The organism is Vibrio sp. S9_S30, from assembly GCF_014694455.1.
Classification (GTDB): Bacteria; Pseudomonadota; Gammaproteobacteria; order Enterobacterales; family Vibrionaceae; genus Vibrio.
In genome coordinates, this window is sequence record NZ_JAAUWT010000027.1 from 12,760 (window position 1) to 32,658 (window position 19,899).

Below are 19,899 nucleotides of genomic sequence, written 5' to 3' on the forward strand. Positions count from 1 at the left end.
GCTAAACCTCCAATGAATAGTTAATGTCGTGATCGAGCCCGGGGGTTAACCCGTGTTCGGCGGCAAACTGCGCCAAAGCTTGTTGGATTTGTTCGCTGGCAAGCTGCGCGGTCGCTTCGGGCGCGTCACTGCCACTCACTTGCACGACGGGGGCAAAGGTGACATTCGGCTGCTGGGCGCGCTCGGCTTGCTTGATTTGAACGGTTTGTATGTCCTTCGATTTGTCGGGCACTTCTTCATCGGAAAACCAATCAAACACCGTCGAGGCAATGGTTTCGCCCACATCACTGCCCACAATGCCGCCAATACCAGCGCCAATTGCGGTGCCAATGCCCGGCAAAATCATGGTGCCAATGGCGGCACCTGCCGCCGCACCGCCCAACCCTCCGACGAGACCGCCGCCATCCTCCACGGCGGCTTGGGTGTCTCCTTTGGCAATGTTCGCCGCCATACTGACCGCGTCCATGCCCGCACTGAGCGGACGCAGAACGCCCGCCACTTTGGCAAACTTATTGATGGAGAGGTTTTCTAACGTATCCCCCACCGTGCCTGTAATCCCTGCCGCCTCGGTGAGCCCATCAGCTGCAAGGGCAGGCAGTGCCACGCCGCCCGCCAGTAACCCCGCCCCGCCTCTTACCATCGTCCGGCGTGACAGTGCAGGTCGAGAGACCAGCCCGCCGACCGTGTCCATCATGCCCCCGGCTAACCCTGCCAACCCTCGTCGTCGACGGCGAGAACGAGTGCGCCCCCGCTTCGGATCGCCTCGGTCGGCACGATTCAGCGCTTGCGCTTGGCGATCCATCGCATTGGCGTGTTTCAGCGCCGCCGCTGTGGCTCGGTCAGTCGCGCTTTGCTTGGTTTTCAGCGCTAAGGTTTCTTTGGCGTGGCTGGCGATGCTCGCCGCAAACCTCACCCCTTGATAGGCTTTATACGCCGCCGCGCCTGCCACAACTGCCGACCCTAAGCCGACGATGACATCCGCAGCCATGCCCGCTTCGGATACCCACGTCGTGGTGGCAATGGTGGCGTCGGTGATCGGGGTCAGAACCGCATTGAACGCGGGCCATAATCGATCCCCCACTACGGTTGCCAACCCGTAGAACGCCTCTTTGCTGCGCTCCCAATTACTGGCGTTGGTGCTGGCAATGTCACTGTATTCGTCTTTCACCGACGATTGACTGGCATTGGCGGCTTCCAATTGGATTTTGGTTAATCGCTCCGTGTCTTTGAGCAACTTTTGAATGTGCGGGTTCGCTTCGTCTCCGAATAGCGACTTGATAGCCGCGCTTTGATCTTCTTTGTTCAGCGCTTTGATGCCTTCCAGCACATCCAACAACGTCGCCATCGCATCGTCTTGCATATCCAACGCGACCGTTTGCGCATCGGTGCCCAACATGCTGAACACCTCTTTCTGACTGCCTGTGGCTGAAAATCCCGCCGTCAGCGCCGACGCAATGTTTTTCGTCGCGGTGGCGGCTTGTTCTTCCGTGGCTCCTTTCGATAATAATGATCCGGACAACGCCAAGGCTTGCGACTCCTTGAAACCGGAATTATTCAACAGCGCCCCACTTCGGCTCATCACGCCGAGCAAGTCCCGACCGGAGACGCCGCCGTTCTGGTTCGCCACGTCGTTGATCATGTTCGACATACGCAAGAATTGCGCTTGCCCTTGTTCGCCGTCGGCGTAGCCCAAGGAGTTCCGCAATGCCATGCCTTTTTGGGCGGCATCGTCGGCGGTCATGTCCCAGGCCGTCGCCGTCATCACTGTGTCACGGGTGTACGCCACTAAGTCTTCTTTGGCGATCCCCCCATTGGCACCGCCTGCGGCGATTTTCATCACATCGGTGTCAGAAACGCCCGCCATCTCCACCGACAACTCATTGAGTGCGCGTCGTAGCGATTGGGCTTCGTCGCTTCGATACCCTTGCTCCCCAAAGTCGAGGGTCTTTGCCACGTCCACAAAACTGGCTTCATTCATCATGGAAGCACGCCCCGCAATACCGCCTGCTAACGCCGCCCCTGCGGTGGCATAACTGGCGCTTGGCATGCGTTGCAGCAACTCACGACGCTGTCCTTGCAATCGGTTTGATTGCGCTTGTAAACGGTTCTCTCTTTCGAGTAAGAGCGCGCGCTTTTCCGCTCGCCGATTGGCGACCGCTTGCGCCTTAGCGAGATCGTCCGTCTCTAACCCCGAGTCCTTTAACTTGCGATTCAAACTGTCCAGTTGGCGCGTCTGAGCGGCGGCTTTGGTGTTGAAATTCGACACGCTGGCAGTCAAGCGTTTGAGCTGCTTTTGTTCGGCGGCGGTTAACGTCACCCGCTCGCGCTGTTTTTCGGTCAGTTTTTTGACCGTCGCTTCAGCGCGAATGCGTTGATTTTCTTCGCTGAGTGACAGCTTGATCCCTTGTTTCCGCTTATCGTTCAATGCGGCTAGGGTGTTTTGCTTTACGCGTAACGAAGTGGTTTCGGCGTCGGTTAGGGTTTTGTACTGACGCTGTTTTTCATGCAACGCCGCCAAGGTGTGGGCATTGCGCTCGGCGGTGATTTTGGTGTCGTTCAGTGCGGTACTTAAAGCTTGGTATTGACGCACCTCCCCCGCGCTTTTGCGGGTACGGGTGAGGTCGTCTTGCAGTGCTTTGGTTCGGGCACTGAACGCTTGTTGCTCTTTTTCGACGGTCTTGAAGCCAGCGACGGCGCGCGTTGGGTCGGCGCTGATACCAAGGGTGATTTTTTTATCCACGCTTAACCCCCATTTGCGCCAACGCTAAATCATAGCGGCGACGTGCCGTGTCGGTATCCCACTCCAACGCATCCCGTGGGCAATAGCCCGCCAATGGGATCACGTCCAGAATGGTTTCGACGCTTTTTATTGAAAGTAAGCCGCTGGTTCGGTTAAAAAAACATTGACCGCCAAATTCAGTTCATTGTGATCAGGCAGAGGCAAATCACGCAATTCCGCCTCATCCAGATCCGTGACTTGCTCTAAAATGAACGCCGTTTTTTGGATGGGATCTTTTAACTTGTTCGCCATTTTCGTCACGCCCAGCGTCGGCAATTCAAACGTCACTTTTTTCTGGTCGCTGAAATAAAGCACCACATGCTGTTCGTTGTCTTTGCGACTCACTCCTGCCAATTGATGCCCCGCTTTGAAATAAAAGCCGTGACTGTAATCAAACAAGGTTTTCCAATCCGGCTCACTCAATTGGTTAAGCTCGTCTTCGGTCAGCCCCGTACACAGCGTGACCAACGCTTCTTTTTCCGCATCGGTGAAGACTTCACCTTGTGGGTTGGCGTCGGAGTCAATGAACTGCCCGTAAGTGGGCGGTGTGACCGTGATGAACTCGCGCCCGCTAATCGGCTTCAGTAACGGGTGTTCGTGTGTTAAATAAATGGCTTCTTTCATGATGTTCTCGCATAAAAAAAGGCAGCGCATGGCTGCCTTTTGTAAAAATTATTTATCAGTACGAGTTGCCCCAGACTGGGTCGTACTTTCCGTTATCAACATCCACGTTGGTTACGATTGTTCCGTTTTCGGTGTGGACGTGTTTTTGGATTTGGCCGGTGAGGGTAATGCCCTGTTGGTCGCGCATTTTTGTGCCCCCTTCCTCCACGTTCACCTCGCCCGTTAACGTGTGCTCGGTTTCGTAGGGTTGCCCGTTGTTGGTGCCCGTTTCGGTGTAGATGATGAGCGCCTCTTTGCCCCCTTTGTTCGCCGCCACCGCCACCGCCGCCATTTCCCCTTTGAGCGATACCGACCACTCCGCAGGCTCATAGCCAACGTGGACTTTACTGCCGACGAACGAACCGGGGCGGTCGCTGTACACTTTGTTGTATTTTGGTGGGGTAAACTCATCAATTCCGTTGCTGAGCTTATACCCGCCTATGACGAGTTTGCGTTTTAAAATCACTTTATCCGACATGGTTTTTCCTTATTTCAAAGCGTTGCCGAGGAAGTCTTTCACGATGGCATCCGATTGGTTAAGCTCCACGATAGAATGCTCGTTCGGGCGGTACGCGCCCCAATCGATGACTAACACCCATTCCCCGTTTTTATAACGTTCTAAGTTGTTGCGCTCTGGGTGCAAATAGACACGCGCCCCCATATGCGCCCCATCGGATTCCAAGCTCGACAGCCAGTTATTCAACTGCGCAATTCGCCCTTTAAAGAAGTCCAAATCAAGGTTTTCCGACATCGTCTGGCGGTGTGAGCGCACAATACCCCGAATGAGCTGATTCTCCATTCCGACAATGTTGCCAAACGCGCCGCTTAAAGTGCGATGTCCCAAAAACATGATGCCGCCTTCGGGGTCGGGAACAGCAAGGCTGACGCCCACTTTGTTGAGGGCGACCGCCTCACTGGCTGGATCGTTGGTTTCATACCCCACGGTGCGCGCCAAGTCGTCGAGCTTTAGTGGTTGCCCGCTGGGTGTTTTCCACGGCTTGACAGAAAGTCGCGCCGCCATGCCGTATACCGCCGGGGGGATCACGTGATTCCACCGCTCGCCGGACACATCGACCGCCCATACTCGCTTGTGTGCGTCGCCAAATAACATACCAAAGGCTTTGGCGTCTTCGGTGTTCGTATCTGAACCGCTGATCCACCCTTCGGCTTTCAGCTTATCGACCACCCCCGCCAATGCGTGACCAATACCCACCGTACCCTTGCCCACCACACCAATATTCGTGGGGGCGGTTTTGCACGTATTGAACGCTTCCAGTCCCAGTAATTGGCCGTCGGTGGCGTCCACGCCCCCAATGAGGTTTTGCTCCGTTTCATCGGCGGTGCTGCCCTTCGGCACACAAATCACATCGACGGGCACACGGGCGGTTTCGATGACAAACCGCGCGGCGTGATACAAGGTGCTGGTTTCATCAAGCTTGACCAGATCGCTTTTGCCATAGAGCGTGATAGGGATGCTGTATTGGGTGTTTGGTTTCAGCGCATTGACGGTGCCAATTAGCCCCCCATACTGCCCTTCTACGCCGCCAATGGAGCCGAGCGGCTCGGACGGCTCGACGGTGATACCGTTATGGCTTAGTGTTGTTGTTCCCATTTACTTGGCTCCTTTGGGTTTGATTTTCCCGTTGTCAAGGTAGTACTGCGCCTGCGATAAAGTCAGCGACATGATGCTGCCTTTGGCGTGGTAAATGCCTTCGCGTTTGAATTTGACGAGCGCTTCGTACTCACTTGTTTTGGGTTTGTCGCTCGCTTGTGTTTCTTCGGTAAGTTTTGGGGTTGTTTTTGCCATGGTTTATCCATAAAAAAACCGCCCGTAGGCGGTGTGGTGAATTTACGTTGCCAGCCCCGATAAAGCGGGGCGAGGGCAGTCAGGAAAATCGGGTTGAATCAGGTACTCGGCGAGCAACTTCCTGTCCATGAGTAGCTGATAATATTGTGCCTCCGTGAAGGTGGTGACGCGCAGCTCGCTGTAGAGTTCGGGAATAATTTGGTCTTTCTGATAGTTATTGATAGCACTTTCAACGACACTCACTTTGCTTTGCTGCCAAAGAGTTTCCATATCGGACAGCTCTTGCTTTTTCTTACCCGTATCAACCACCCATGCGTCTGCTTCTTCACTCCATGTTTCCAACGGTTGAGGGGCAGTTAAAGTGTAAGTATCGGGCAATTCGCCCAATATGGTGATTTCGTAGTCATCGCCGCTTCGATCTTTGCTGTACGCAATTTTTCCACGATGATCTGTCACCTTATGCCACGCTTGCCCATCAAACTGGCGGGTTTTGTTTGCTTGTTCCAGCGGCGGCGCAATGTGTGTAGACAGAGCGGGTAAGCCTGTATTGGCTTCTATCAACATTTCGCTTTCGCCCTGAAAGGTACCTTGCTCGCACAGGTGGTAAACGGTGACCATTTGGTCTTGGTCTGAAAATTCGAATTCCATTATGCAGCCCTTACTATGTATATGAACGCGATGTTAAAAACTCTCGTTTCGGCACCTGTGTGCTTAAATCTCATGCCGTCATTTTTTGATACACCCGTTACTGAGGCTGACCAACTTCCGTCTTGCGGGATAGTTATCGTTCCAGCACTACCGACATCATTTGATGTGACGTGAACTTGATGCAGGTTGTTTGATTGCGCTGACTGCTGGCTTAAAACAGAACGTCCACTGTCAATACCACGACCATTATCCAAGCCTCGAATTGTAGCTGCTCTCATATCTGGAAGCCTGCCACTCGGGTATGCTTTAGCAAGTAATGGGTATTTTAGTTTGTCAAATGTTTGACCTCTACTCTCAAGAAATTCGCGAGGTGGAGTGACTAAGGGCCAAGGCATTGGCACCCCAACAGGGATAATATGAGTCATTTCTGACGCTAGCGGTTTGCTTCTTGTGTTGTACTCACGCCGCCAATTTGGCCCGTAGCTAGAGCCATGATTTGTATAAGTAAATATTGTATCGGCGATGCTTCCACCGTTACCAACCGGACCCGTTGTTACTCTAATCATGTAATGGGCAGGCGAACCGAAACCTTCGATAAGGGCACCCGCTAAATGTATTTTTCCGACTCCCGTATCAATGATTTTATTCCCCGCCCACTGCCATGAGCATTTCATCATCCAACTTGGTGTACTCAGAAAACCGCGGTCTTTGAGCGCTTGCACAAACTGTTCTGTTGTCCACGTTCCCGCCCCAGTCGAGTGATGAGCGCTATAGCAACGTGTAAAACCTGTACTGTCGATGCCATCGAGCTTTTCTGAATCTGGCGCTTTGGCGGTTTTTAATGCGAAGCGGGCGTCCGATAGTGACTTGTCATAAAACTCATCTGTATAAGCCAGCGTTCGCAACGGGTGCCACTCCGAATCTGATTTTGCTATACGGTGTTTTATACGACTCCCCGTATAAATTATTTGTTCTTGGGGATGATCGCTCGTGTATGACGTCCATTTTGAAATAGTGTTTACGGCATGCCACACCTTCCCGTCTGACGTCGTATCGTCTTTGTGCTGAAAATCCCACTGCGAGTACCTGTCGTCATAAAATGAAGGTGGGCGCTTTGCACCGCGTGTGTTATCAATCAATACTTTGTCCGCACTCGCCGCTTTATCGCCTATCTTCAAATACCTATCATCATGCAAATGCTCAGCATCGGCTTTGCCGCCTACTAACAATTCCAACGTATACCGCAGCCACTCCAACCCATTTTTGAGCGCGAGTTCTGTGGTTGCCATGGTTTCACTTGTACCATCGTGTTTATTTGAAAGCCGCGTCGCGCCAGTACGCGTTGTTTTTGCTGTGGTGAAGTTCCATTTGGTCGCCAAACCGTCTTTGAGCGCTTTCTCCGTTACTGCCTTATCAGTTCGAGTTCCGGTGTAACTGTTGCTGAGCACATTACCTAACGCCCGAAAAAGTTGCGGTAATCTAATGTGTCTGGCTGCTGAGCTTTTATTATCAATGTCGGTATTGGTGGCGGCGTTGTCTTTGTGCTCGTATTGGGAATGTGGGTCGTCGGCTGCAAAATGCTTTTCCCACTTATCGTCCATTTCAAAATGGTTGGCATACAGCTTCGAGGCGTTATACGTGTGGGTGATGGTGCTGGCGTTATCGGTTTTGATTTCGCATTCGATGCGCAACACATCATTCTGACCGCTGACGGCGACGCGCTTAAAGTCGCCTAACCCTCTGGCGTAGGCATAGAGCACGCTATCATTCGCAAGCCAACCAATCCCATTGATTTCAAACCCGCCCACATTCGGAGGAATGTCACTGATTGCCGTCAACACCCCCGCCGCCGTGTCCACTTTTAACATTGCAGGAAATGGCGCATGAGCGGCGCTAAGCACTTGGGTGAGGGTTGTCGGGTCTTGGTTGTCGGGTAACAACTCCGCATCAATCACCATGTGAGTGATGGTGACTGGGGTATTGCTGGCTTTGGCGTCGAGTTCCAACGCGCGCCCCGCCTCCGTTAAATAACAACGTATATCTCGGTTAATTTTGTCGGTCATGTGGCTGCCTCAATTCGAATACGACGACCAATTGAAACTTGAGCAGAGGTGTACACATACCCCCGCCATAGGCGACCGATGACCAGCTCGAACGTGTCACGCTCGGACTTCACATTGATCACCCGTTCATACAATCGGTTTTGCAATGCAATGGTGAGCGGCTTATCCGTCACCAAGTTATAAATATGAATGTGATAGGGTTTATCCCCTTTGCTGACGGTGGCACGGCATCCCAACGCCTCAAGGCTTTCTTTTACGCCTAGCTTGGTGCCTGCTTTTTGATGTATCTCTGGGGCTTTGGCGATGGATTGTCGCTTGTCGCTTTCCAAATCCGACGCAAACCAATCCGACACCCCCGCCTCTTGTGCCATGGCATCGAGTAAACGCTCATCGGTTTTTAATGGATCGAGTAGCCATGTGTAAAAATCCTCACTGGCGACTAAATCTCGAATGCCTTGTTCAAACGCGGTTTCAAATGGGGTGCGGTTGTCGGTCAGTAACGTGCGATCACTAAAATTCTCTCGGTTGGACATGAACAGTGATTCCAGAACAATAAGGGGCTTGATTCCACTCGCATATCACATCGCTTTGAGGGGCGTTGATGATCAGAGAGTGCGCGTTGAATTGGTGCGCGATGTGGTCGAGGTACGAACGGCGGATCGTACCGCCGAGCTGATGTTCACGCTTCACGTATTCTTCTAATGCCGATTGAAGCGCGAGGCGGTTAACCAATTGGTTAGGGGCGCTGACCTCTTTCACATCAATATCAATGTTGTAATTCACTATCGCGGCGCTTTTCACCGTGACCGTGTCCGATTCTTGCGCGATGTCGGGACGGGTTAAATACCGTTGCACCAACTCAACGAGTGAATCTGAAGCACTGCCGTTGCCTTCAAACGCCAAAATTCGAACTTCTACTTGTCCGCTTTGCGGCACCACCATTCGAGCTCGCGCCGATTTCGGTCTTGCCACGCCTTCTGTGGGGGTGAACTCATAACGCATCACCACCACATTTTCGGATTCGGCATGCACCGACATTAACGGGCGCTCACCTACGGTTAATGCGTGGAACTCGTACCCCGTTCGGGTGCCCGTAGTGGACAATCCATACGGCGCGAGCGCATACCGTAAAAGCAGTGATTCGTCCGATTCCATCACCGCGTCTTGCGGCGGGAACGTATTCGGGTTCGCGGGGGTAATAACTTGTCGTTTAAGATTCAAGCGTGACACAATGAGATCCACCATTTGTGAATCGGTCACCGTGTCACTAAAGTTTTGCATGGCTCTGTGGCTTTCGTTTCTCAATTCTGCTTGGCGAAACAACACCATCACATCAAGCAAGACGGCGGCGGTTTCATTGGGGCTACGCAACCCCGCCGCGAGCTGCTGGGCGGCTGCCTCTCCAAGCTTTGCCGTTGCATGAGGAATAAAGAACTCTGTAATAAAGCGCTCGCGCATGTCGGAGAATTCCGGCACGCGAAAAAGATCAGGAATGGCTTGCGTCATAGAATGTTCGCCTCCACTACAGCGCCTTTGTAATTAAATCGAACACGAACGCGAAAACCCGCCCCTTCAATCGACACCAACACCACAGGATCACGAACTTCACTCAACTCATTACTGGGATTCGCAATGATTCGGTGAATCTGGTTTGTGGCTTTCATTTGGTTTTCAGGGTTGGCGATGTCGCCCAGCTTTCGAAACTCCCCCCCAACATTGCGGCGTTTTTCACGGGTGCCGATTTGGGTGGTAATGGCGCGAGAAAGCCGCGCTTTCAATTGCTCCACCCCGCTCACTGTTCGCCCAGTGTGCGGGTCTATACCGATTTGGCTCATGATTGTCTCTCGCTAGATGGGTGTTGACGTCGGATCGCCGTCTTTATCATTGTGCGTGTGAGTTTCTACTTTCTTGCCTGCCACCGAACAACTGATCATCGTTGCCCCGTTATTGCCCAGCGCAAACGCGCCCGGTGCGTAACTCGTCACCGACAATGTTTTAATTCCTGCGCTGACGTCCAGCGCTCCAGTGATGTCCACTTTGCCTTTCTGGCTGTGCATGCCTTGGGTCGTCGCAGCGCTCGCGGTTCGGTTGTAGTTCGTCGTGGTTACGTTGACTGAATCCGCCGCTTGCAGATTAAATTCAGGGGTGACAAAGGTGACGGTTTTCGACGCTTCAAGCCGATGATTTCCCTCACTGTCGGTGGAGACTCGAAACACATCATTAAAGCGGGTGTACATGATGTTTGGGTCTGTGCTGTCGGGTTCATCCCCGTTTTGATACATGGGCGATAATGCCACGGCTTGGGCTTCATCTTTCCCGCCGCTTAGGTTGAGAACGATCATTTGCTCGCCAATGGTCGGGGCTCGCCAAGTCAATACGTCCCCCGCGTAACTCGGCACCCACGGGATGAGAGGGGATACATATTCATTGTCCCCGCCTCGTCCGAAGTCAATCACCGCTTTTCGACCTTCTACCCGTTTCACGTTGCCCACGCGAATCAAGTTATCCGCTTGACGCTCTAGCGCTTCAACTCGGTTAACTAAATTCAGGATTTGTTTGTGTATCCCTTTCATAAACCCTCTCTGTTTCCCCGCTTTCACTGACGTCTATCGCGTTTAAAATAAACGCGGGGTGGTCTACTGAGCCGTAGCGAATGGTTTGTTCAAACTTGATGGCATAACCGTGATCGTTGGTTTCCCATTTCAGCGGGTAGCCTTGGATTTCCACGGCAGTATCAACACAGCGATGTTCACTCGCTAACGCGGGGTGCTCCCCTAAACGCTGAGGGTTCGTAAATGTCTCTTGAGCAATTTCACCACGAACAAAACCGCCAATGTTCGCCGCCGCAATACTGGCTTTATTCAAGTTTTTGGGCGCTTTGATCAGCACCGTCACTTCAAGCGTGTCTTGTTGCCGGCCATCATTGGCAAAACTGGTTTCCACAATCTCAGGCAACGGCAATTTAATGAAAGGGCAAGGCTTACCCTGTTTTTCGGGCTCGTCGTCGTACTGCACCACTGCCCGCCCTTGGGTAAGCGTCGATAACAGGGCATGCAACAACTCAACGTAATCACCCAGATTGTTGATGTAATTCATTTAGAAAGTACTCTTTGAACACGTCTTGAATTTCCAGCTCTAACTTGGCGACCACGTCGGAGGCTTCGCCATTGATGTCTTCGCGAACAACGACGGGCTGGGGTGATTTGCGTGGGCGGCGTTGCCCTTTTGGTAAAGGCTTACGACGCTTCCCACCTCGCTTGGGGCGTTCTCTTAATCGACGCCAAATAAGCAGGGGGCTGTTGTTGATGGATTGCACGAACGCACCTTTATAGAACCGTTCCCCGCCGGACAACACGCCCCCGGAAACGGTTTCATAATCGCGCGCGTACGCCAGATTGATAGGTTGTATCCCGTACCAAACTGACGTTTTCCCGCCTTTTACTTTCGACGCCTTCACTCTTCGTCTCCCCGCTGTAGAGCGGATACGAAGCTCATACCCTAAACGACGTAACGATTCGCGCATCAACCATTTCTTTGTGTGTTTCAGCGCCTCATCAGCGCACTTTCTCACGAACACAATATCGAAATATTTTGCGTCACTGACGTCTAGGGTCATTTGCATCATCGTGTCGGAGTCCAATCTATATCAGGGGTATCTTTGAGCAGTTGCAACGTATGAACATAGGTTGTCGTGTTTTCGCGCTGGCTGGCGATCACTTCGAACTGCTCCCCAACAGGGGAAGTGCACACGGTGCCTTTTTCCAAAACCCCGTTAAAGCTTTTTAGAATGTGCGTGCTGTTTTTAAAACGGTAACGGCAAGGCATCACAGCCCCGCCGATGTTCCAGTTTTTGCCAAACGCACGGTTAATGCGCGTATCCATTAAAGAATGCCGGGTAAATACAAGGCATTTTTACCGTGTTCCACAATGAACGCGCCGATGGGGTTGTCGTCGCCAACGGTCGATTTCGTAACGGTGAACTCGTTGGTGCCCGAATCGAAATAGGCGTACTCCCCGTCGTAGTTTGGCGTATCGCCAGCTTTAAGCGGGAAACCTACAAATACCCCTTGAACCTCTCCGGTAAAGTTTTCACCTTCGCCGACTGTCATCGCTGGGATGACAAGAACCACACCTATTTTGATAGGCTTGCCGTATTCCACCCCGCCAGCAGGTGCGGTTAGAGTTAAGTTTTCGTTGTTAGCTAGTAAGCGCATAAATCAAATCTCTTTAAAGAAAAAACAAAAACGCCACCCGTTAAGGTGGCGCTTTATGGTTGTTTAACACATAGCCTTTTAACTATGTACGATATGGTTAAGCAGGGGCTTTAATGTTTTGCTTCATTACCCCTTTGCGGCATACCGCTTTGATAACCGAGTCTATGTAGATACGCACCGTTGCCCCGTCGGATTTCCATTCTTCTTTGGTTTCTACCTGAACGCCGTCGGCGTCTTCGTGGTAACCTTCCACAAACGAAATATGGTCATTGTTAGCAAAGGCAAAAGCAACATCCATTCCCGCCAAATCAGCCAAACCCTGAACACGGTTGAACGCTTCAAACGCTTCATTTGGTTCGTCTTTGATGGTTTCCGCTTTGATAAGCGCGCTAGCTGTCTTGGCACGTTGATTCGACGTTAGATACGTTTCAGGATTCAAGTACAGCGGGTTACCTTCACTGGTTTTGGCATCTGCCATTACACCCGACATTTTGGCGAGGGTTGTTTGGTCAATCAGCCCATCCACTTCGTTCTCTGCTGTTTTACTGAATAGCTTTTTCCCATCCTTTAGGTTTGGATTGGTGGTCAGCAACTTAATCAAGGAATCCGCTGGCACTTGAGCACAGTTTCGCACCGCTTTTTGAACTTGAGATGTGATAAAATCAAACTTATCGCTCATGATAAGTTCACGACTCACTTGAATTTCGTAACCCAATGTAGAGAGCACCGCTGTGTCACCATCGGCTTTTAGCTTGATTTGAGTAAACTTACCGCCTTCGGTTTTCACATCTGGCTTACCAAGGTCATTCATGAACAAAATGTCATTGGTGCCAAATTTCATGGGCTGGCGTTTTACCAACGGCGCGTGCCATGATTCCAGATTCGCCACTTCGTTAATGATCAACGCGCCCACATGCGTTTCCATGATTTCACCCAGCGAATGGGTGTTATTGGTGAACGCATGGGCAACTAGCTTTTTCTTAGGCATTTGAGTGGCTGCTGTGTCACCCACATAAACCGCATGAGCGCGCAGGGCTTCGGTGGCACTCATATGGCGATACGGGTTGTTCTCATCCCACTTACATGCGTTAAGACGAGCACCAAAGTAGTTGCTCAGATTTTCATTTGCGGCGGTGGCGGTTAACGCCGTTACCACCACACCCGCAGGGGCTGGGGATTGAGGGTTGCCCCCTTCTGGATTGCCATTATCACCATCGGGTTGTGGCTCTAAGAACGCCAGTAACTTAATACGGGCGCTCTCGATGTCGATGTCCATATCTTCCAGGCATTGCGCTTTGAGCTTGGCGGCTTTTGGGTGTTTAGCAAACAGGGCGGTAATGCCGCTGCGGCGATCTTTTTCTTGTTTCTTAAAATCTTCTACTGTTGGATCTGGCATTAGTTCGTTTCCTGCTGTCAGTTTGTTAGGGGTGTGCGTTGTTTCGGGTTCGGTTGGCGGTTCGCCACCGTCTTCCATATCGCCGTTGTCTTGCCACTTTGCTACCAGTGGCTCAGGCGCGTTAAATGCTTTCAAATTTTTCAGTTTTGGCGCGTCAGAAAGTGACGCCTCTAGGCTGTCGGTTTCGTTGTCGTAAATCCCTGTACAGAAACCCTCATCCACGGCGGTTTGAGCACTGAGCCAACGATCCGAATGCGCCACGCTTTCTCTAATTTCTTCTTCTGATTTGCCTGTTTTACTGGCAAACGTAGACATCATTTGATCATTAATGATTTCGGCTTCATCGGCACGAGCGCGCATTTCTGACGCTCTGCCGTGCGCCCATCCGTGGCACTCGTGATACATAATGCGCGCCGTGGGTCTAATCAATCGTTCATCACACGCCATCAAAATGGCGGTACTGATTGAGGCACAAACGGAATCAACAATTCCGGTGATGCGTCCTTTGTAATCTTTAAGCGCGGCGTAAATTGCCCAGCCTTCGTCTACTTCACCACCATCAGTGTGAAATCGAATCGTGAGGTCTTTGTCACCATGGGCGTACAATTCATTGAGCATCACCTGAGACGAAATATCCCAGCGCCCAATGTCGCCATACAAAAAAAGCGTCACGCTTTCGGCGGACGCTTTCAATTTGTACCAGCTTGGTTTGCTTTCGTTATTCTTTGGCATCGTCGTTGCCTTTTTGGTTGGTTAGCGTTTCAGTAATCACCCCCAGAAAGTCGGTGAGCTCTAGGGCTTCAATCTCGTCTTTCTCGGTTTTGTACATTTCCAGAATGCTGCTCACGTTCAACCCTCTTTCGGCTAATGCTTTGGTGAGCGGCAACATGCCGATTTCATTCAACATCTTGATGGACATCGCCTCTTTGTATGGGTCTATCCACGGCATTACTGGCCCTGTAAATGTGACGTCGTACAGCGTTTCCCAATCGAGATCACGCGGGGGGACAATCACACCACTGATGATCGCCGCGCTTAACCACCGCTCATACGCGGGGCGCACGTGGTGGCGAATCATCAACGCTCGTAACATGATGTAACCCGCCCAACGGTCGATCATTTCTTGCCGCTGAGCGGAATACGACTTGTTGTAAATCCCGGTCACAGCCGAGTTATTCACCCCTGCCGCGCCCGTAATACTCCGTTGTTGGTGCTGAATGTGAATATCGGAACTTTCCGACCCTTTTCCAGATTCCAACGTGTCGAAATCGTCATCCTTATTTGCTTCAATTACATTGCCATGGTCGAAAGTCAGCGGTTCGTCGTAGTCGTCATCTTCACCCTGTTCATCTACATGTTTTTGCTTATTCTTTTTGTGGATTAGCACGATACGTGCTGCCACCAATCGTCCAAGCCTGACAGCGTCTTCGTACTCTTTTAAGTTGTGAATGGTCAGTAATGCCGGGGCTAACTTGGATATACCCCGTAACGCACCAATTCGGGTACTGTGCTTAGGGTGTAGAATTTGGTTCACTTCAATAAACAGGGGCTTTTGTGAAAACGCGGACAAATCCGGCACAAAGTAATAGCCCTCGGTTCGGTTGTACGCGCCGAGCTGAACCCCGTTTACAATGTTCTTTTTACTGTCGGATAAATCGGCGGGTATGTGGTCACATTCAAACGGCTCTATCCCAAAGGGGACACGCCCTAAATAGGGGTGGTCGCCGTGTTCGTAAACCCTTGAAAATGCCTCTCCGTCTCGTACAGTGGCGCGCAGTAAAAGCAGTTCGCTGTCAGCGCGTGAGGTTCGACCGTCCATGCACCATGTTGGGCCGGCGTTTTCGTAAGCTCGCTGAATCTGTTTTGCTAATTCGTTATCGACCGTACCATCACGCCGTTTGGGCTGGGGTTGAACAATCAGCCCATCGGCTCCAATCACACACTTTCCCAGCTCGTCCAATGCAGTGGCAACGATCGGATAATTCTCTTCAAAGTATCTCGCCTGTTGCGCCAGCGGTAACTGGCTAACTCGCGCCAGCTCAGAGGCGTGTTTGTTAGACTTAGGTGGACGCTTGCCGCTTTTGGGGCGTAACGCCTCATAGTTGGCAGAGAGTTTCTTCCCAAGCCAAGGTATTTTTTGAATGATTCCCATATCACACCTTTGGTCGATATTGTCGCGTGCGCGGCTTTCTTGATGTCGTTAAGCGAGCAATAGAGGATCTGGTTTCTCGGATGCCGTCTTGCACTTGCTTTAGGCTGGCGCGTTGCAGCTCTCGGTCGTCTTCGTCTCTGACCTTTTGCCCCTCTTTGAGGATTTCACGCTCAGTGCTTTCATACTCCGTCAATCGTTGCCGGAGTTGTTCCAGTTGAGTCATTAACTTAATCCTCTTGAAATGACGCGTTTGCGCTTGCGCGGTTTAGATACAGTGGTGTGTTCGCCTTTTTGGCTCACGTTGACGTTGACGTTTAAAGGCGCTGCCCAATTCGGCGGCTTGTTCCAATCAATTGCCATGGCTCGGATATGCCAAAGCCCAGCAAACGCGTACTGGGCATGATCGAACGGTTCGTTGTTTTTGCCTTTGGGGCAGAACCAGCGACCTTTGTCGTCTTTTTCTTCGGACAACAACCCGTTGTACCAGTCCTGCTTTGCCCAAAATGGCGGGCGGAAAAAGCGAGGGCTGGCTGAATCTTCATTCATCATTGAGGAATAGACGGAACTCTTAACCACATTTGTGTTGATATTGAGTAGAGGAATATCACCACGGGCTGCCATAGGGTGATCGCTGGATGAATCCGGCTCACTTATTTTTGTCCAACCATCCCATTCCTTTTCACGGAATGCGCGCGGGTTACCTTTTACCAACATCAAGCGGCTGTGTAGCCCTCTTTGCTGCAATTCACGGTAAAACTGATAGGCGTGAAACGTGGTGTTTCCTTCACCTTCGGCGTTGTCTGAACCACCGGAGTCACACAATGTTAACCGTGGAACGATGGTTAATTCTGTACCGTCGATGGCGTATTCTTTGTTGATCACCCGTTTGATGATGGGAAACCAATCTTCTACATAAACGTGAGGTTGAACTCGCTGGGGTTCGCCTGCGACTTTGCGCTCTTCGTTTAACAGAATGTGAAAGCGGTCTATCGGTTGCCATTGGCAGTTTTCTGTAAATGCGTGGACCTGAACATCAAAGCGACTGTTTGCCCCGCCTTGCACATCTATGGTTGCCAATAAAAAGCGAGTATCTGCTGGCGCAATGCCCTGCGGTAATTGAAACTCGGTGGCGCGTTCTTGTAGGCGGTCGCCGCTCAACTCCGAATCAATCGCTTTCGGGGTATAAGGTCGCCCTACAGTAGTATTGAAAAACACTTGCAGTTTCGATTCGTCGCCAAACTGATCGTAATGCTCAACCGCTTTAATGTATTCCTCAACCATGTCGCCCCAATCATTAAAAGAAGCGCATAGCCCTTCAAACCAAAAACTGGATCGGTAAAGGTTCGGGAGGGCAATCGATAAGCGGTTGCCTTTTTCATCAACTTCACCGGGGAACATGTAATCCCCACTCAGATTGATGTCGTATTTCGCATCGGGTTTAGTGCCTTTCCCACAATGTGGGCATACTACTTGTACAGTGCTTGCTTTTCCGGGCTCCCACTCTAGGCATTCCCATTTATCAGCAAACCACTTTCCGCAGTGTGGACACTGCCAATACCACACCTCACAGGTGCCGTCGTTATATAGCGCGGTGATGCCTGCCGCTCTTGGGGCTTGGTGAGGTTTGAGCCCTTCTTGATCTCGTATTGGGGTTCGGGACGGCGACGCTTCTGCGATGGTCACGCCATCACTACCCGCTTGCAGGGTTCGCTTTGCGCCCCGCCCGAATTTATCCCCTTCTGTGCCTCCGGCTCCGGTGCCGTTGTCTTCTGAACGGTCGTAGTCGGTAAAAATCACCACCCCGTAACCTTGCGCCGATAGAGCGTCATTCGTGGGTGAGTTGATGGTGACCGTGGCTTCATTCTTAAACCGCTTGCGCTCAATGCCATCGTCGTGGCGGTTTCCCGTTTTTAGCTTTTGTAATGGCTCCGTGTTTCGCACCATTCGCCCCAGCTCTTTATCGGAATAACCGTGCGCGGTTTTTTGCGTTGCGAAGATCAAAAGCAGATCGCAAGGATTTTGCCAGACGCGGTAAAACACCACGCCATCTAATAAGGTTTTGGTTTTTGTAGAACGTGCCGACCCCATCAAAATCAACTCTCGGCATTGACGGCTAAACGCTCTCTCTAACGGCTTACGCATATAAGGGGCGATGGACGAATCGAATTTTACGACTCCGCCCGTGTCGGCGATGAAAAGATATTTATCGCAAGCTTCTACTGGGCCAATATCTTCCGCTTCGGTGACTTCAATGGCTTCTGCCATTACCTCAGAGATGCTTTTGTAACTCATCAGCGTATTCCTGCCCTTTCTTAGTGATTTCTTTGCCGATGGTTTGCAGTTTGCTGTCTAGGCGCTCGGATTGCTTTGCCGACCATTCGGGGCTAATCCGTTCCACCTCGGTGGTGATTTGCCTGAGTTTCTTAAACAACATGGCAAAGGTGCCGCCCCACACGGTGACAACATCATTTGACTGCACTAGCTGTTTCATATCTTGCTTGCGCTTCATTTGCTGGGTGATTGCCATTTCGTATTCTTTAAACTCTTTCATAGAGCCAAATTGATCGAGCAACTCTTGAATTTCATTGATTTGGCTTTCACTAAGCGTTTTATTTCGACGCCGTGACGTTTTCCGGGCATCGACTAGGAAAGGCGCAAGGTCTTTACATTCGTAAACTTCGTTTCCGCGTGCGTCTTTGCCGCAGGGTTTAACGTTGTTTTGTTCAATCACTTTTTTGATGGTGTTGGGCGATTTACCCCAATACTTTGCCGCCTCCGACTTATTCATTGCGTATTTGGAGGTCATAGAGCGCGCCTCCTATGCGTGAACGTGAGGCATAAAAAAAGCCACCGCGTGGGTGGCTTCTATGCTTTTGTTATTAAATTAATAATTTATTTATATTACTAAGTTATTTAGAAAATAAAGACACATCTGATTGTTCAATCTTCAATTGATGGGCGATAAAGCCTTTCAATGCATCTTCTTGTGTTACCCCATCATGCTGAAATCGTGATCTATTTTTTGCCCAAAGCACATTAATGGCTTTTTGCATGTCAGTGGCAGGGGCTTGGGTAGTTGATGATATTTCCCAATGAATTCCATCGCATTCTTTCCCTGAGTATCCGCAACCTTTCGAATACAAATAAGCTTCCGACAAGATACCATAACTAGTACCCTTAAATTCTTGGTCGTCGGCATGTACCCGAACTTCGAATACATCCGCCCATTTTTCTTGCTTAAGGTCGAAAGCCACTTTTGCCGCGACCGCCATGCGCTGTTCTGCACTGCTGTTCGCCGACATGGTGGCGTAGGCTGTCACTATTTCTTGCTTGCCGTTTTTCTCTCGATCTGTGTAAAAAATCCGATAGCTTATTTCCTTCCCTTTTAACCCTTCGGGAATGGTTGCCGATTTGTGAAGAATAACAAACGTCGCAATGACCAAAATGATTAACATTGCTGCCCACTTTAAGCCTTTACCGATTAACTTTTCCATTTACCAACTCGTGTTTATATAAAACACAAACCATATACATGCAGGCAATGGAGATCGAGCCTAGTCACTAACTCGGCGTGGGTTTTGTGCGCTCCATATAATTTTGAAGCGGGAAACTACGCCACCACTTATTGTATAGCTTGGCTCGCGCAATTCGTTTTTTGGGAATACTGCCTACGTTTGCCAACACCCAAGCACCTGCGACGATAAGCGACAGTGTCGGATTTGTCGCAAGCTGGGCGAACCGCACCTTTCTGATGTCGATATTAAACGCCTTTTGGATCTCTTTTCTGTACTCATAAAAGCCACTGTGGTGCTGCATGAGTGAAAAAAGACCGTGAGAAATTGAACACACCCCACCGAACTGGCTTTTTTCTAGCCCGCCGCCGGATTCTATCAGGGTGATTTCGTGTAGTAGCCGCCCTAGGTTTTTAACGCCGTAGGCTTTGCCCACTAGAAAGCAGGCATCTTTTAAATGCGATGGTGATAATGCGCCGTGTACCATTGACCTAGCTCCGTGTTTGAATGCAACGCCATGTTGCCCGTGGCAGCTCTGCACGCGCCACTACATAAAAATGTTTTTTTTAGGATGAGCGAACCCGCACGCCTTTGCGTGTTGTGTATATTACAAGTGATATACATTGGGTGTACTGGCTTGAGCGTTCTAGCCGCTCGGTTACCAG

General features: G+C 50.9%; 22 protein-coding genes. All 22 read right to left on the bottom strand.

Features of this window, described 5'->3' with window-relative positions; genetic code table 11:
• Position 1 precedes the first annotated feature (1 nt).
• The 22 genes from HC752_RS21825 to HC752_RS21930 all read right to left on the bottom strand — a co-directional run bounded on the left by HC752_RS21825 (position 2) and on the right by HC752_RS21930 (position 19,721).
• Positions 2-2,590, bottom strand: a complete 2,589-nt coding sequence (locus tag HC752_RS21825) for a phage tail tape measure protein (RefSeq protein WP_190337318.1) — start codon at positions 2,588-2,590, stop codon at positions 2-4.
• 276 nt (positions 2,591-2,866) lie between these two features.
• Positions 2,867-3,403, bottom strand: a complete 537-nt coding sequence (locus tag HC752_RS21830; protein ID WP_190337319.1) for a hypothetical protein — start codon at positions 3,401-3,403, stop codon at positions 2,867-2,869.
• Positions 3,404-3,458: 55 nt separating this feature from the next.
• Complete coding sequence (locus HC752_RS21835; protein WP_190337320.1) at positions 3,459-3,920, bottom strand: phage major tail tube protein; 462 nt, start codon at positions 3,918-3,920, stop codon at positions 3,459-3,461.
• Between the two features lie 9 nt (positions 3,921-3,929).
• Complete coding sequence (locus HC752_RS21840; protein WP_190337321.1) at positions 3,930-5,054, bottom strand: hypothetical protein; 1,125 nt, start codon at positions 5,052-5,054, stop codon at positions 3,930-3,932.
• Positions 5,055-5,249 (bottom strand): hypothetical protein, encoded by a 195-nt coding sequence (locus tag HC752_RS21845; RefSeq protein WP_190337322.1) that lies wholly within the window; start codon positions 5,247-5,249, stop codon positions 5,055-5,057. It abuts the gene before it with no gap.
• Between the two features lie 42 nt (positions 5,250-5,291).
• On the bottom strand, positions 5,292-5,897 hold the full coding sequence (locus tag HC752_RS21850) for a hypothetical protein (protein ID WP_190337323.1): 606 nt from the start codon (positions 5,895-5,897) through the stop codon (positions 5,292-5,294).
• On the bottom strand, positions 5,897-7,960 hold the full coding sequence (locus HC752_RS21855; protein ID WP_190337324.1) for a phage tail protein: 2,064 nt from the start codon (positions 7,958-7,960) through the stop codon (positions 5,897-5,899). The genes HC752_RS21850 and HC752_RS21855 overlap by 1 nt, the downstream gene beginning before the upstream one ends.
• On the bottom strand, positions 7,957-8,493 hold the full coding sequence (locus tag HC752_RS21860; protein WP_190337325.1) for a phage tail protein: 537 nt from the start codon (positions 8,491-8,493) through the stop codon (positions 7,957-7,959). The genes HC752_RS21855 and HC752_RS21860 overlap by 4 nt, the downstream gene beginning before the upstream one ends.
• Positions 8,471-9,466: a baseplate J/gp47 family protein gene (locus HC752_RS21865; RefSeq protein WP_190337326.1), complete on the bottom strand. Its 996-nt coding sequence runs from the start codon at positions 9,464-9,466 to the stop codon at positions 8,471-8,473. The genes HC752_RS21860 and HC752_RS21865 overlap by 23 nt, the downstream gene beginning before the upstream one ends.
• Positions 9,463-9,795, bottom strand: a complete 333-nt coding sequence (locus HC752_RS21870) for a hypothetical protein (RefSeq protein ID WP_190337327.1) — start codon at positions 9,793-9,795, stop codon at positions 9,463-9,465. Before HC752_RS21870 ends, HC752_RS21865 begins: the two co-directional genes overlap by 4 nt.
• Positions 9,796-9,807: 12 nt before the next feature.
• Positions 9,808-10,533 (bottom strand): phage baseplate assembly protein V, encoded by a 726-nt coding sequence (locus HC752_RS21875; protein WP_190337328.1) that lies wholly within the window; start codon positions 10,531-10,533, stop codon positions 9,808-9,810.
• Positions 10,496-11,056, bottom strand: coding sequence for a hypothetical protein (locus HC752_RS21880; RefSeq protein WP_190337329.1), 561 nt, complete (start codon positions 11,054-11,056; stop codon positions 10,496-10,498). Before HC752_RS21880 ends, HC752_RS21875 begins: the two co-directional genes overlap by 38 nt.
• A complete protein-coding gene (locus tag HC752_RS21885; protein ID WP_190337330.1) occupies positions 11,031-11,585 on the bottom strand; it encodes a hypothetical protein in 555 nt (184 codons plus the stop codon). The genes HC752_RS21880 and HC752_RS21885 overlap by 26 nt, the downstream gene beginning before the upstream one ends.
• Positions 11,582-11,842, bottom strand: coding sequence for a hypothetical protein (locus tag HC752_RS21890; protein ID WP_190337331.1), 261 nt, complete (start codon positions 11,840-11,842; stop codon positions 11,582-11,584). Before HC752_RS21890 ends, HC752_RS21885 begins: the two co-directional genes overlap by 4 nt.
• Positions 11,842-12,174: a capsid cement protein gene (locus HC752_RS21895; protein ID WP_190337332.1), complete on the bottom strand. Its 333-nt coding sequence runs from the start codon at positions 12,172-12,174 to the stop codon at positions 11,842-11,844. Before HC752_RS21895 ends, HC752_RS21890 begins: the two co-directional genes overlap by 1 nt.
• A 97-nt stretch (positions 12,175-12,271) precedes the next feature.
• Positions 12,272-14,302: a head maturation protease, ClpP-related gene (locus HC752_RS21900; RefSeq protein ID WP_190337333.1), complete on the bottom strand. Its 2,031-nt coding sequence runs from the start codon at positions 14,300-14,302 to the stop codon at positions 12,272-12,274.
• The gene (locus HC752_RS21905; protein WP_190337334.1) at positions 14,289-15,722 is read right to left on the bottom strand and encodes a phage portal protein; all 1,434 of its coding nucleotides are present in this window, start codon (positions 15,720-15,722) and stop codon (positions 14,289-14,291) included. Before HC752_RS21905 ends, HC752_RS21900 begins: the two co-directional genes overlap by 14 nt.
• Before the next feature lies 1 nt (position 15,723).
• Positions 15,724-15,945 carry a hypothetical protein gene (locus HC752_RS21910; protein WP_190337335.1) on the bottom strand — a complete coding sequence of 74 codons (222 nt, stop codon included), beginning with the start codon at positions 15,943-15,945 and terminating at the stop codon, positions 15,724-15,726.
• The gene (locus tag HC752_RS21915; protein WP_190337336.1) at positions 15,945-18,014 is read right to left on the bottom strand and encodes a terminase gpA endonuclease subunit; all 2,070 of its coding nucleotides are present in this window, start codon (positions 18,012-18,014) and stop codon (positions 15,945-15,947) included. The genes HC752_RS21910 and HC752_RS21915 overlap by 1 nt, the downstream gene beginning before the upstream one ends.
• Positions 17,992-18,528: a hypothetical protein gene (locus tag HC752_RS21920; RefSeq protein ID WP_190337337.1), complete on the bottom strand. Its 537-nt coding sequence runs from the start codon at positions 18,526-18,528 to the stop codon at positions 17,992-17,994. Before HC752_RS21920 ends, HC752_RS21915 begins: the two co-directional genes overlap by 23 nt.
• A 103-nt stretch (positions 18,529-18,631) precedes the next feature.
• The gene (locus HC752_RS21925; RefSeq protein ID WP_190337338.1) at positions 18,632-19,216 is read right to left on the bottom strand and encodes a DUF4875 domain-containing protein; all 585 of its coding nucleotides are present in this window, start codon (positions 19,214-19,216) and stop codon (positions 18,632-18,634) included.
• 67 nt (positions 19,217-19,283) lie between these two features.
• Entirely contained in the window at positions 19,284-19,721 is a 438-nt protein-coding gene (locus HC752_RS21930; RefSeq protein WP_190337339.1) for a hypothetical protein, read from the bottom strand.
• Positions 19,722-19,899: the final 178 nt, after the last annotated feature.